7 protein-coding genes and 1 pseudogene are annotated in these 14178 nt (G+C 56.8%); 3 read left to right on the top strand and 5 right to left on the bottom strand.

Going from position 1 to position 14178, the window contains the following annotated elements; genetic code table 11:
• Nucleotides 1-571 precede the first annotated feature (571 nt).
• Both G5332_RS05785 and G5332_RS05780 read right to left on the bottom strand, forming a co-directional pair.
• Entirely contained in the window at nt 572-1645 is a 1074-nt protein-coding gene (locus G5332_RS05785; RefSeq protein ID WP_421207042.1) for an HNH endonuclease, read from the bottom strand.
• Nucleotides 1629-2255, bottom strand: coding sequence for a class I SAM-dependent methyltransferase (locus G5332_RS05780; RefSeq protein WP_416034159.1), 627 nt, complete (start codon nt 2253-2255; stop codon nt 1629-1631). Before G5332_RS05780 ends, G5332_RS05785 begins: the two co-directional genes overlap by 17 nt.
• A 261-nt stretch (nt 2256-2516) precedes the next feature.
• Here G5332_RS05780 and G5332_RS05775 point away from each other — a divergent pair, with 261 nt between their 5' ends.
• Nucleotides 2517-7715, top strand: coding sequence for a RecQ family ATP-dependent DNA helicase (locus G5332_RS05775; RefSeq protein WP_421311167.1), 5199 nt, complete (start codon nt 2517-2519; stop codon nt 7713-7715).
• A gap of 149 nt (nt 7716-7864) precedes the next feature.
• Here the strand turns inward: G5332_RS05775 and G5332_RS05770 are convergent.
• Nucleotides 7865-8920, bottom strand: a pseudogene (locus G5332_RS05770) (IS3 family transposase).
• A 72-nt stretch (nt 8921-8992) separates the two neighbouring features.
• The gene (locus G5332_RS05765; RefSeq protein ID WP_421249510.1) at nt 8993-9712 is read right to left on the bottom strand and encodes a hypothetical protein; all 720 of its coding nucleotides are present in this window, start codon (nt 9710-9712) and stop codon (nt 8993-8995) included.
• 292 nt (nt 9713-10004) lie between these two features.
• Between G5332_RS05765 and G5332_RS05760 the strand changes: the two genes are divergently transcribed.
• Both G5332_RS05760 and G5332_RS05755 read left to right on the top strand, forming a co-directional pair.
• Entirely contained in the window at nt 10005-10556 is a 552-nt protein-coding gene (locus G5332_RS05760; protein WP_005337065.1) for a lipoprotein, read from the top strand.
• Nucleotides 10557-10751: 195 nt separating this feature from the next.
• Entirely contained in the window at nt 10752-12749 is a 1998-nt protein-coding gene (locus G5332_RS05755; protein WP_421249484.1) for a hypothetical protein, read from the top strand.
• Nucleotides 12750-12833: 84 nt separating this feature from the next.
• Here the strand turns inward: G5332_RS05755 and glgC are convergent, their stop codons facing one another.
• Nucleotides 12834-14108 (bottom strand): glucose-1-phosphate adenylyltransferase, encoded by a 1275-nt coding sequence (gene glgC / locus G5332_RS05750; protein ID WP_005337070.1) that lies wholly within the window; start codon nt 14106-14108, stop codon nt 12834-12836.
• Nucleotides 14109-14178 lie beyond the last annotated feature (70 nt).

The raw sequence follows: 14178 nt of genomic DNA, 5'->3' as shown, positions 1-14178 counted from the left end.
CAAAGCTGGCCGCCCCTGTTTGCCCAGAGCGCCTCCAAGGCCCATAGCGCAATCTATGAACAAAAGGGGCAATGACGCCCCCATATCACTTGGCCAGCAAGCACTCTGGGGCACTGAGCAGCGTCAGGCCAGGGGGAGGATATGGCATGCAACAAGGGACATTTGTCACCACATGACACTCTGACGCCCTCTCATTCGCGACCGGTGTCACTCGCATCACGCCCCCAAATGCCAGCAGCTCAACCACCCCAAAACACCACCCTTAATAATCAACAACTTAACCAGTAATATGCAACGTAGCCTACACTTCGAAGGCGATTTACTTGAAGGATGTGACAGAATGACACCGTGACACAAGAATGAGCAGCCTGAAACTTGCGGGAAACCTATTTGGGGACTGATTTGATTCCTGAAAAGTACCTAAAAAGTTGGTACCAAGCACAGTACCAACAATCAATTTCATAACCACAAATACAGTTGAATTACAATTAGTTGCATTGCAATTTCAGATGATGTCGAGGGAGCCAAATTCTAAAGCCCAGCCTTTTGGCTGGGCTTTTTCGTATCTGCCTCAGAAGAGTCTAGAGAAGCCTAGATTACTCATCCCCACACTGGGGGCTGTCACGTCCACAAACAGGTCAATACCACGCCACAACCGAGCATGCTCACGGAGTGCTTGCTGATAGGCCCAAGTGGCGATTGCGGTAGAACGCTCGGCGTCGATGCTCACCAGAGGGGACAGCTCGTCCGTGAGGTACGCCCCATGGGTCAGGATATTCTGCTCGTACCAGGCATCCCTGTGCTCGGGAGCGGCGAGAAAATCCCGTTTGCTCCGGTTACAGTTGGCGTGTGCCAGTACGAAGTTGTGGCCCAAATCGATTGGATAACGACGCCAGGGGATGAAATGGTCTACCTCACCACTCCCGTGTATCGCCTTGTTACAGTAAAAACAGGTTCCCCCCTGCAAGTCCCTCAAAACCTCCCCCACCCGTACCAGCGCCTGACGGCTTGAACCAAATAGAAAATTCTCCAGCCCTACACTTGGGCCAATCAGTGGCTGATTCCCCTTGATGTCGCAGATAAGCTGCAACCAATGCTGTCGGGAGAGGGAGACCACCAGATCGTAAAAGCGGTGGAGACAGTAGAGAATTCCGGGGTTCAGGCAGATATGATCCGCGCCCCTTTGATGAGGATAGAGGTGGCACTCCTCTCGCCCACCCAGGATCTGCAGACGCCACAAGGGCCCCTCAACAAGGATGCGCCGAACTCGGGCAAGAAGAGGCCGCCAGGCGTCGTGCCGACGCAGTGCAGTTACCGAGCGGACCCCCTCTGCACGCAGCCGGGACAACTCCGTTAGCATGATGGCCTGACGACCGCTGCTCTGTTTGAGCAAGGTAGCCGTTTCTCCCGTCGCCGAGTAGGGCAGACTGTGCTGCCAATAAAGCTCCACAAACTTGGTGGCCAGTTCGTCCAGCGTAATAGTGCGCGCCGCGGTCAGATCATGGGTCTCGGTACTGCGCTCAATCGCGATATCTGCAATCCCGTGGAGCAAGGCGCACTTGTAAGTGGCCACAAAATCGCCTTCGGTAAAGATGCGTTGCAGATAGGCAATAAAAGCGAGTTGTTGCTCAGGGGAGGCGTGCATGTTCACCCCCAAGGATCAGACTCTGCCAACTCAAGCCGCTACGCGCCAAGGCATCCTCCTGTGGTTCTGACACATGGAGCAGTGTCATCCCCTCCTCCAATGCAAGCCGCTCCACCTCATCGACAGCTACCGGATACATGGCTCGCTCCCGCATCTCCTGCTCCGAGATAACCAGACGAAGACTCAGTACCAGATAACCATCTGGTGAGAGCAGCTCATGAAGACGTGCCAGCGCCAAGGGACGAGACTCCGGGGGTAGATGCATCCAGACAGCACTGAGCAAAATCAGATCAAAAGTACCGGTCACGCGAGAGAGAGCCGGCATAGCGTCATTGACCCAATCCACTGCAACATCCCGGGTACGGCACTGTCCCAGCGAAGCGAGTGCCTGACTGGGTTCGACAGCGACCACACTGTGGCCCTGATGGAGCCCGGCCAAAAACGCGGCATCCCGACCACTGCCAGCCCCTACATCGAGCAACCGGCGCGGCGCCGCCACGAGCCAAGGCTCCAGCAGAGTGAGCCAGTCGCAATGAACAGTGCGCGAAGATACTTGTTGGTAACGGGCCGCCAATTCGGTGGCGTGGCGCTGGTAGTAGTCGAGGGACACAATGCGTTCCAATCGGAAAATAAAGGGAAATAGTCTCACAAGATCAGTGGGTTGACTATGACAAGGACGACACTTTACAGACATGAACGATTAAGGGGGCAGAGGCATTTACAAAAACGGGATGCCAGCCAAAAGAAGCGCGGCCAGAGGGCTCTGAATGATGCCACCGCTCAACATTTCGGGTAATATTCGTCCAACTCACTGATCTGTTGGCACTTATTATCGCCATGATAGGTCAACGCCAGATGGAGATGGCTATTGATGAACCCAGCTGATGTCGTGGCCCTGTTTGGGGATGACAAGATTCTTTCTTTTGACCTTGAGCTGACCAGGGATGAAAAGCTGCGCCATCTGGGTGCACTCCTGGCTGATCGTGAGCTCAATCTCAAAGGCCCGCAGGATCTCTCCCTCAAGGCGTTAAATGCTCTGGCACAGGGGGCTGAGGTAATCCTTGGCCATAATATTCTCGATTTTGATCTCCCCTGGTTGGCCAAACAGGCTGTACGTCCCCAGTTGCTTCTCGAAAAGCCGGTAATAGATACCCTCTATCTATCTCCCCTTGCCTTTCCCAAAAACCCCTATCACCGCTTGGTCAAGGATTACAAACTGGTTCGGGATACCCTCAATGATCCGGTCGCGGATGCAAGGCTCGCATTGCAGATCTTCTCGGAACAGTTGATAGCCCTGCAAGCCTTACCCCTGTCCCAATTGCAGCTTTATCAATATCTGTTCGACCAGGGAGTCATGGCGCAATTTAACACTCAGGGTCTGTCACTGGTGTTTGCCAGACTGACAGGCCGCCCGCCAGTGCGGGTCTCGGAGCTACCCACTCTCATCAAGAGCATTGCCCATGAGAAAGCGTGCCCCAATCAGCTCAACCGGGTGATTGGTGATGCCCTGCGTCAACCCATGCTGTTGTTACCATTGGCTTATGCCTGCGCCTGGTTGCCCGTGTCCGGCGGGAACTCCGTGTTGCCCCCCTGGATTTGGCGCCGCTTCCCCCAGACCGCAGAAATCATTCACACAATTCGTGAGCGTCACTGCGGTCATGCTGACTGCAGCTATTGTCAGGAGAACCACGATGCACGCCGCCATCTGCAGCGAATCTTCGAGCTCGACAACTTTCGCAACCTGCCTGATGGGACACCATTGCAGAAGACCTTGATCGAGGAAGCCATGGCTGGCGTCGCATTGCTCGGCATACTCCCAACCAGCGGCGGTAAGTCGCTCTGCTACCAGCTCCCGGCACTGGTGCGTAACCAGCGAAGCGGTGCTCTCACGGTCGTGATATCCCCCCTGCAGGCACTGATGAAGGATCAGGTGGACAACCTTAAACACAAGGCCGGTATTGAAGGGGTTGCCGCTATCTCGGGGCTGCTGACGCTACCAGAGCGAGGCGCGATTCTTGAACAGATCCGTATGGGGGATATCGCCTTGCTCTATATCTCCCCCGAGCAGTTGCGCAACCGCACAGTCAAACAAGCAATACGACAACGTCAGATCGGTGGCTGGGTATTTGACGAAGCGCACTGCCTGTCGAAATGGGGGCATGATTTTCGCCCTGACTATCTCTACTGTGCCAAGGCCATCGCCACCATTGCCAAGGAACAGCAGGTCCCCATGCCTCCTGTCTTCTGCTATACCGCGACCGCCAAACCGGATGTGATTGAGGATATTTGCGCCCAGTTTCTCGACAAACAGCCCAGACCTCTTCTCAGACTGGAAGGCGGGGTTGAACGTACCAACCTCGAATATGCCGTCGTTGAGTGTCCCGGTCTCAATAAACAGGGCCATATCCTTAACCTGCTCGAGCAGTTCTTCGGTGAGGAAAAGCCCGGTTCCTGCGTTATCTACTGCGCAACCAAGCGCAGCGTGGACGAGCTGGCCGATTTCCTCGGTCAGCAACAATCCCTCCCGATCTCGCGCTTTTACGCCCGAATGGACAGTGCCCAGAAAAAAGCGACTCTCGAACAATTTATCAATGGCGAGATCCGGGTCATCTGCGCGACCAACGCCTTCGGGATGGGGATCGACAAGGATGATGTGCGTTTGGTGATCCATGCCGATATCCCCGGCTCCCTCGAAAACTATCTACAGGAAGCGGGACGAGCGGGACGCGATACAGCACAAGCCCACTGCGTACTGCTGTTTGATGAACAGGATATCGAGAAACAGTTCCAGCTCGAGGCAATGAGTGAAGTCAGCCTGCGCGATATCAAGCAGATTCTGCGCGGAATACGGCTCAGGGCCAGCAAAGGCGGCAAGCAGGAGAACAACCCGCCACTGGTCGCAACCAGTGCAGAGCTCATCAACCAGCCTGAGGTGGAAACCAGCTTTGCTGCCGATGACACCAATGCGGATACCAAGGTCAAGACAGCGATCGCCTGGCTCGAGCGCGCTGGCTATCTGGAGCGCAGCGACAACATCACTCAGGTTTTTCAGGGGCGCCCTCTGTTTGCTTCCACAGAAGAGGCAATGAAAAGGGTAGACAGTCTAAAACTCGCTCCCAAGGCCAAAGCCATCTGGCAAGCGGTTATCCAGGCGCTGATGAGTGCTGCCGATGATGATGGTCTCAGTGCCGATGCCATTGCCGAAGAGGCAGGCCAATACATGGCCGATCACGGAAGTGGAGTTCAGGCCAGTGAAGTGATGCGGGTACTCACCCAGATGGCGGATGTCGGTCTGCTCTCTCAGGGGATGTTACTGACTACCTGGCTTCGCCCCAAAGGAAGAGACAATGCCAAGGTGCTCTGCGGGCAAGTACACAGCATTGAAAAGGCGATGCTGGACACCTTGCGTGAAACAGAACCCGAACCTGATACAGGGCAAGGGCTGATCTTTAACATTCGACTGGTCAATCAGGCCATCAAAGATCTGGGGCATGAGCGGTGTAACCCTGGCTTGCTGCGCAATTTGCTGACCAGCTGGGCCCAGGATGGTCGCTCGGGGGGCGAGAAAGGCTCCATTGATGTCAAATATCTCTCTCGGGATCTTTACCAACTCACCTTCAACCGAACCTGGTCCCAGATTGAGCAGACAATTGAGCAACGCCATCGCGTCACTGGCGCCACCCTCGATTTTCTCTACACCCTGTTGGCAAGCAGCGAAGAGAGTGTCCAGCGCCAAGTGATGCTGTCATTTGCCCTGGAACAACTGGTCAAATACCTGCGAGAAGACATGGATGTGGCTCAGCTAATGAACAAGCGGGAGGCAAGCAGCCAGCAGGAGTGGTTGCTCAAAGGGGCAGAGCGGGCACTGCTCTACCTGCATGAGCAACACGCCATCGTGCTGCAAAATGGTCTTGCCGTGTTCCGAAGCGCTATGACCCTCACGCTGACCGCTGAGCGGCAGCAACAATACAACAAGGCAGACTATCAGCCGCTTGAGCATCACTATCGCCAGAAGGTGATTCAGATCCATGTGATGAATGAATACGCCCGCATCAGCCTGGAGCACTTCAAGAAAGCCAAAAAGCTGGTGACAGACTACTTTTCCATGGAAGCTGACAAGTTCCTCGGTCACTACTTCAAAGGGCGCAACAAAATCCTGGAGCTGGCGACCAGCGAACACTCCTGGAAGCGCATTGTCGAAGATCTTCACAACCGAGCCCAGGAGCAGATCGTTCAGGCACCGCCCGAGCAAAACTTGCTGGTACTGGCAGGCCCGGGGTCAGGCAAGAGCAAGGTGATTATCCACCGCTGCGCCTACCTGATGCGGGTCAAGCAAATCTCCCCATCGCGGATCATGTTGCTCTGTTACAACCATAATGCGGCGATGTCCCTGCGCCGACGCCTGACCGAGTTGCTGGGGCGTGACGGAGCACGGGTCTCGGTATTCACCTTTCACGGTCTCGCAATGAGTCTGACAGGCAATGCGGTGCAAAACCGGATATCCGACGATATCGACTTTACCACCATCATTGATGACGCAATCAAGCTGCTCCGGGGGGAGCAGAACCAGCTCGGTCTCGAATTGGAAGAGCAGCGGGAAAAGCTGCTCGGTGGATTGCAATTTCTGCTCGTCGACGAGTATCAGGACATTGATGAACAACAGTACCAGCTTATCGCGGCACTGGTGGGCAAAAGCGAAGAGGATGAGGAGGCCCGACTGCATCTGATGGCTGTGGGTGATGATGACCAATCGATCTACGCCTTTCGCGACGCGAACGTCAGCTTTATTCGCCGCTTTGAGCACGACTACAATGCCCAGACTCACTTCCTGACCTGGAACTATCGTTCCACCACCCACATCATCGAGACCTCCAACCGCGTGATTGAGCACAATCAGGATCGCATGAAGCGTACACATCCCATCAAGATCGACGACAGGCGCAAGATGGAAGTGGCCGGGGGGCACTGGGAGGGACTGGAGGCAGCACAGGGCCGTGTCATCATCCAGCAGTGCCAGGATGTGGCGCAACAGGCAGCCGAGGTTGTGAGACATATCGCGCTTATCCGTGAGAAGACTCCCACTTGCCCGCTGGAATCTATCGCCGTGCTGGCCCGTAATGGGCTGGAGAAGGAGGAACTGGCCTGGGTTCGCTCGGCGCTGGCAGATGCCGATATTCCCTGTCGTTTTACTCTGGATAAAGAGAACGGTTTTCCTGTGCATCGCTGCCGTGAAATCTTGCGCTACCAGAATTGGCTACAACAGCAAGGTCATGCCCTGCTGACAGCGGAGCAACTTGCAGCACCTCTCCCTCCACTCTCACTGGCCAACCGTTGGGAGGAGCTACTGCACAATCTGATTGCTCAATGGCAAGCCAGCCAGGGAGAGCACGCTCTTTCTGCCCACCACTTCCTGATGTTCCTCTACGAGTATTTGAGCGAGCAAAAGCGCCAGATCCGCTTCGGTAAAGGGGTATTGTTAAGTACGGTACATGGGGTTAAGGGGGAGGAGTATCGCCATGTGATACTTCTCGACGGCGGCTGGCAACGCGCGGCGGAGCTATCGACCAGTAACCTGGAAGAAGAGCGGCGCCTCTTCTATGTGGGGATGACACGTGCTATCGAAAGGCTGGTTCTCATGGCTCGCCACGATCAACGTAATCCCCATATTCCACTGATCGCCTCCCACTGCTACGTGCAGAGACCTTACGCAACCCGACCGGACAGACAACGTCGTTTTGCCATGATGGGTATGTCGCAACTGGTGTTGGGCTATGCCGGACGCAGTAGCGAGACTCATCGTATCCACCGCCTGCTCAGTCAGATAAAGGTTGGCGATGCCGTGCGTATCGCTCCCGATAAAAACAACAAGCTTCATGTGTATCACCAGAATCACGAAATAGCTCGCCTCTCCCTGCTCGGCGAAGAGACCTGGAAATTCGACATGAATAGCATCCGTGAAGCCCGAGTGATTGCTCTGGTGGAACGACGTAAAGAACAGGAGAAAGAAGAGTATCAACCCAAGATGCGCAGCGAACGTTGGGAGATCCCCATAATCGAGCTGGAGTTATGAACCAAACTGGTAGCCCCCCATGCTACCGGGATAGACCTTCACGACTTGCAGCACCAGCTGTGCCGGTACTGCAATAGGTGATAGTGAAAGCTTGGTGACTTGACGACACGTCGCTGCCAATAGCCTCAATTCAGGTCATAATGTAGTGGTCAACTAAATCCGGACACTTGGTTAGGCCGTACTTCGGCTTTTGCTGGCGGTATCCCGTCATTGTGGCAATGTGGACGCCGCCAGTTGTAGTAAGTAATCCATCAGGTAATAACTGATATCTCGTTTCGCTTCTCGCAAGCTCATATATCCCATAGCCGGGAGCCACTCTGACTTCAGGCTCCTGAACAGTCGCTCCATCGGGGCGTTATCCCAGCAGTTACCACGACGACTCATACTCTGGGTCATGCGATAGCGCCACACTCGTTGCCGAAATGCCCGGCTGCCATATTGGCTGCCCTGGTCAGAGTGAAATAGCACACCGGATGGGCAACCCCGCTGCTGATAGGCCATCTCCAGTGCTTTGATGGCTAGCTCTGCATCTGGTTTATCTGACATCGCCCAGCCCACGACCCGCCGGGTGTGCAGGTCAAGAACCGCTGCCAGGTAATGCCAACGACCACCTGCCCAGACGTAGGTGATATCGCCACACCACACCTGATTGGGTTGCTGGACATCAAATTCACGGGCCAGCAGATTGGGGATATCCGGTCGTTCAGACTGTGCCACCTTATAGCGGTGTGCGCCCGGCTGTTTGGATACCAGCCCGGCTTCCTTCATCAGGTTACGTACTTTGAATCGGCCAATCTGATACCCCAACTCTCGCATCATCGACATCAAGGCGCGGCTGCCCGCTGAGTTCCGGCTTTCTTTGAACAACCTGCGCAACTCAGAGCGCTGCTGCATACGCTCACGGTTAATCGTCCGCCTGCGAGTCAGATAGTCGTAAAAGCAGGAGGTGGGAACATCGAAAGCGCGGCAGACCAGAGTGATGGGGCTTCCAGCTCCTGGATTTTCTGCAGCTCCGGAGTCAGCGCTTTGCTGATTGGGGTAGTGCCAATTCGTTAGGATTGAAGCTGCTGAACCCAACGACGCAGTACGGTTTCACCGACATCCAGTGAACAGCTGGCTTCAGGGACAGAATATCCCTGGTCGAGCACCAGGGATGCGGCTTCGAGTTTGAATTCGGCAGTAAATGAGCGACGTAATCTTGTCATTGAACACCTCAGGTCATGGTGGCGACTGTACCACCTAAAATGGTGTCCGGGATGATTAGACCACTACATTGCTTATTGGTGGGTGACCCGGATCTGCAGGGTCTGGCGCTCGCTCTGGCTGCCTCGCCCTCCCTGTAGCTGGGTGCCGAGGCTGCTCCCCTGATCTGCCGAGCTGGTTGAGAGCTCCCCCACCGTCAGCCACTGGCCCGGGGCTCCACTGACCTCGGTGGCACTCTGCCCGCGATTGATGGTGCCCTGATCCAGCCTCGCCTGTTCGCTGCTCAGCGCAATCTGCACCCGATCGCCAATCAAGGTGGCCGTGGCATAGAGGCCGTTCACCAGCGGCATCATCCCCACCACGGCGCCCCCGTTCCACTGATAGAAGGTGACCGGCTGATAGGAGCCCATCTGCAGCAGCACGGGACGACCCGACAGCCCCCGCACCTGCCAGCTGTCGTTCTGGCTGCGCTGGTACTGCTGGGCGTTGCCATCGACCAACCACTGCCGCTTGGCCTCGTCGCGACTGATTGAGCCTCCCAGTTGCTGACCGCTGGCGGCCCCCTCCACCCGCCACTCGATAAGCAGGCTTTGCGGTGGCTGGTTGATTTGCGCCAGAGTCGCCTCCGCTTCCTGCAACTGGGCTGGCGTCCCGCTCAGCACCAGCTGATTACCCATGGCACTCACCCCAAGCTGGGGATAGATCTCCTTGAGGGTCTGCACCGCCGCCTGCGCCTCGAAGACCGGGATCACCTTCACCTCGGCCCACAGCAACGGGCTCCAGAGTCCCATCATGCAGCCAAGCCACAGCAGCGCCCTGCAGCCAACCTTACCCATCCGAACCATTGCGATCTCCTTGTTCTTTGTGCTCTTCTCGCTCTCTGTTCTCTCTCTGCTCAGGCGTAGACCCACACCCGCAGCCAACTGATCGGCCCTACTCTGTTCACCCGTTGATGATGAACCCAGCGGTTGCCAAAAAACAATCGGGAATGCAGCAAGTCCGTGATTTCCCACGGTATGAGGCTCTCATTCCACGCCCGTTATCGCGTAAGATAGCGCCATCATAGTTGCCCAAGCGGAATCCATCATGTTGAAACAGCTGTTGTTACTCCCCCTCGCCCTGCTGCTGGGGGCCTGCTCCCTGACCCAGTACAACGTCAGCGAGGCCGAAATCAACCAGTACCTCAAAGATCAGGTCTCTTTTGAAAAACAGCTGGGGATCCCCGGCATCATGTCGAGCAAGATCCGTCTGGATGAGATGCAGAGCCGTATCGGCCGCAAACAAGCAGATCGCATCGAGCTGGACGCCGCTGGCGACCTGCAGGTGAGCAGCCCCCTTGGCAGCCAGCAGATGAAGATCCGCTTTGCCCTGAGCGCCCGCCCAGACTATGTGGCCGATCAGGGCGCCATCTATCTGCGCGACCTTGAGCTGGTCTCGGTCAAGACCGAGCCGGCCGATATCGGGGCTGCCCTCACCCCGCTGCTGCCCACCTTCAATCAGTCGCTCTCCCTGTTCCTGTCGCAGACCCCGGTCTACCGCCTCGACAGCAGCCGCAAGAACGAAGCCAGGATCAAGGAGAAGGTCGAAGCCCTCAAGGTGGAGCCTGGCCGTCTGGTCATCCCGTTCAAGCTGCTCTGATCCCCGCCACACTGGCACTTTCAGTGCAATAAACAGATAACCGTCCTTTTCGACAGCGCACATCCGGTTCAACGTGCAGCCGAATGGGGCGGTTTTTTACTTCTCAAGTCCCCATCAACACAGCATAATGCAGACCATTCTCATTTAGATTCGTCATGAGAAGCGTCAATAATAAAACCAATGGTGAGAAGGGACATGAGAAAAACCGTACTGGTTCAGGCGATTGCCTGCGCACTGATCAGCGGCGCCGCACACGCTGCCGTCAAGGTCGAAGACAAGACATTCAATACCGCCGCCAACATGCTGGCCTATACCGAATTCGAGCTCTCCGGTGAGCCGCTGGCCGAAGCGCTGGGGCTGGATCTGGATGTGCTGGATGCCAACCGTGCCGATGAGCCGACCCCGTTCGACTTCGCTGCCGGCATCGAATCCTACGAATACTCCGAAGAGGCGATGTACGCCCTCAACTACCAATCCGGCATGGGCCCGCATCTGGTGAACGGGCCGCAAAACCTGGCCCGTGGTGGCACCATGGCCTCTCTGGGACAACGGGTGCTGGCCATGGCCGACGCCGTTGGCTTCCCGGCTGATGAAGTGCCGCAGGGCATGTATCCCCTCTCCCTGCCCTACGCCTCCGCCAATCCGGAGTTTGCCCAGGCAGTGAACGTCACCCCGGTCAATGGTGACCAGATCACCATCAAGACAGCCAAAGGTGTCGAGAAAACCGTCAAGACCCAGGTGCCAGCCTACTTCCGCGACTACAGCACCCTGCGCTGGAGCGGCAGCGACAACCTGCTGGTGCCCGCAGCGGTGGGCGGCATCCTGCTCAAAGAGGTAATGTGGTCGCAAGACTTCCTCGGCGGCATGCATGTGGCCGAGACCGATGAAGAGGTAGAAGCCGCCTCCGCCACCATGGATCAGGATGGCAAGCACAAGCTGGGCGTCTCTGCCGCCGATGGCTTCAATGGCATGATGCTGACCGAGCAATCCATCGACAAGCTGGCCATCATGCAGAACCAGCTCGGCTTCGATGGCAAGCAACTGGGCGCCAAGATCACCCCGCAGTACGATCCGGCCAAGGGCGTGATTTACTTCCCCCATCAGGTGAAAGTGACCGAAACCAGCAACAACGATGCCGGTGCCATCGGCAAGCTGGAGGTGGTGGATGGTTCCGCCCAACTGCGCGATGCCTGGATGATGCTGTGGCCGCTCTCCGAGTTCTATGCCTTCAGCGATCAGCGCAGCGCCAACACCAACCAGAACCCGGCCTTCCACGCCGTGTTTGACGGCGCGCCGTTTGCCGCCGCACCGGCTGCCAACAAGGCCAATGACCTGGGCAAAGCGGTCGCGGGCAGCGATGCCTTCTCGCTGGCGATCAATCTCTCCAACCTCACCTTCAAGAACCTGGCTGCCCTGCACTTTGATACCAAGGCTGGCACCCTGGTCGACAGCTGGCAGGCAGGCAAACAGGGCAAGCACGTCACCACCTTTGACGCCGCTTACGCACTGGTCGCCCTGCAGATCTTCCAGCGCGCTCAGGACGCGCTGCCGGTCGGTTACGCCGCCGGTGACAATGGCGAGCTGAACCTCAAGACCAAGCAGGGTCAACAGGCGCTCGACTTGATCCGCAAGCAGGCCGATTTCATCCTTGCCAACCTCAAGGGCAAAAATGGTCTGGTGCATGACGGCATCACCCTGGGTGGCAAGCTCGATGCCGGCTACTCCATCGATGCGCAGTTCGCCGCTATCCGCGGTCTGACGGCCGCCTTCCTCGCTACCTCCGATGCCAAGTACCGCACCGCCGCCCGCGAGCTGTTTGTCGCTGCCGACAAGGCCTACTTCAATGCCAAGGCGGGCACCTGGCTGGCGGGTAAACAGGGTGAATACACTCCCTGGACCCAGGCGGCCATCTCTGGCGCCCTGCGCTCTGCCATGCTGAACCTGCGCAACGAAGGTGCCGAGAAGGCGCCCGAGCTGGAGCTGGCCAAACTGACCAGTCAGTACGTCAGCTGGTTCCGTGGCACCGTCAATGGTGGCATGCAGATGGCCGAGTGGATCGGCGACTCCGGCGAGAACATCATCGAAGGTGCCGGCAGCGATACCGATGAAGATGGCGTACCGCAAGTGACCGCCGCCGGTGGCAAGCACGGCACCGCCATGGTGATGGCCGCCAAAGCGGTGGTTAGCGAATAATCCTCGCCATTCACCAGCATGAAAAAGGGAGCCAACTTGGCTCCCTTTGCATTACAGCGTCTGACACAGTTTCAAGGGCTTTCCTCAAACCAGCTTGTCCAGCATCTCCTTGGTCACCAGCACAATCCCCTGCTCGGAGCGGTAGAAGCGGCGGCTATCCTCATCGGCATTCTCGCCCACCACCAGTCCATCGGGCAGCACACACCCTTTATCCACCACCACCCGGCGCAGACGGCAACCGGCGCCAATCTCGACCCCGGGGAAGATGATGGCTTGATCCAGGGTGCAGAAGGAGTGCACCCGCACATTGGTAAAGAGTACCGAATTGAGCACGAACGATCCGCTGACAATGGTACCGCCCGAGAACATGGAGTTGATGGTCATGCCGTGCTGGCCATTGCGATCCTGCACAAACTTGGCCGGTGGCGTCAGGGTCTGGCTGGTCCAGATAGGCCAGTTCTGATCGTAGATATCGAGCTCGGGCAGCACGGAGGCGAGATCCATGTTCGCTTCCCAGAAGGAGTCCAGTGTACCCACGTCACGCCAGTAGGGCTTTTGCCCCTCGCGTGCCCCGACACAGGACATGTTGAAGGGGTGCGCAAAGGCCATCCCCTCCTCCACAATGCGGGGGATCACATCCATTCCGAAGTCGTGTTTGGAGTCCTGATTGTGAATATCCTCCTCCAGCAATTGGTAGAGGTACTCCGCCTCGAAGATATAGATCCCCATGGAGGCCAGCGAGCGATCCTCGCAACCCGGCATGGCAGGCGGATTGGCCGGTTTTTCGACGAAGGCGCGGATCTTGCGCTGCTCGTCGATATCCATGATCCCGAAGGCGGATGCCTCTGCCCGCGGCACTTCGATGCAGGCTACCGTCACCTTGGCACCGAGGCGTACATGGTCGAGCAGCATGGCGGCATAATCCATCTTGTAGATGTGATCCCCAGCCAGCACCACCAGGTATTTGGGGCCGTAGTCACGAATGATATCGACGTTCTGATAGATGGCATCGGCGGTGCCGCGATACCAGTGCACCTCATCCACCCGTTGCTGGGCTGGAAGCAGGTCGATGAACTCGTTCATCTGGTAACGCAGGAAGGACCAGCCCGATTGCAGGTGACGCAGCAGACTGTGAGATTTGTATTGGGTGACTACACCAACGCGGCGGATCCCCGAGTTGATACAGTTGGAGAGCACAAAGTCGATGATCCGGAATTTGCCACCGAAATGGACGGCAGGCTTGGCGCGGTTGTCAGTCAACTGCTTCAGGCGACTGCCACGTCCACCTGCCAGCACCAGTGCCATACTCTGGTTCAACAATTGTCGTGCTTTGGCACTATTTTCTGGCTCTAACAACATGATTTACCTCTGCCTTGTTTGATCTGTTTTCAACTCATCTTCGCCTGTTTCGGTACCTGTGAAAGTGGTT

The organism is Aeromonas sp. 603757, assembly GCF_049171255.1.
Classification (GTDB): domain Bacteria; phylum Pseudomonadota; class Gammaproteobacteria; order Enterobacterales; family Aeromonadaceae; genus Aeromonas; species Aeromonas veronii_A.
The sequence above is the reverse complement of the archived record's forward strand: the minus strand, read 5'-3'. Positions and strand labels throughout refer to the sequence as shown.

What these genes read in the sequence shown, in the direction of transcription:
- G5332_RS05785 (WP_421207042.1), bottom strand. Translation starts at nt 1,645, where the DNA reads ATGCACGCCTCCCCTGAGCAACAACTCGCTTTTATTGCCTATCTGCAA.
- G5332_RS05775 (WP_421311167.1), top strand. Translation starts at nt 2,517, where the DNA reads ATGAACCCAGCTGATGTCGTGGCCCTGTTTGGGGATGACAAGATTCTT.
- G5332_RS05765 (WP_421249510.1), bottom strand. Translation starts at nt 9,712, where the DNA reads ATGATGGGACTCTGGAGCCCGTTGCTGTGGGCCGAGGTGAAGGTGATC.
- G5332_RS05760 (WP_005337065.1), top strand. Translation starts at nt 10,005, where the DNA reads ATGTTGAAACAGCTGTTGTTACTCCCCCTCGCCCTGCTGCTGGGGGCC.
- G5332_RS05755 (WP_421249484.1), top strand. Translation starts at nt 10,752, where the DNA reads ATGAGAAAAACCGTACTGGTTCAGGCGATTGCCTGCGCACTGATCAGC.
- glgC (WP_005337070.1), bottom strand. Translation starts at nt 14,108, where the DNA reads ATGTTGTTAGAGCCAGAAAATAGTGCCAAAGCACGACAATTGTTGAAC.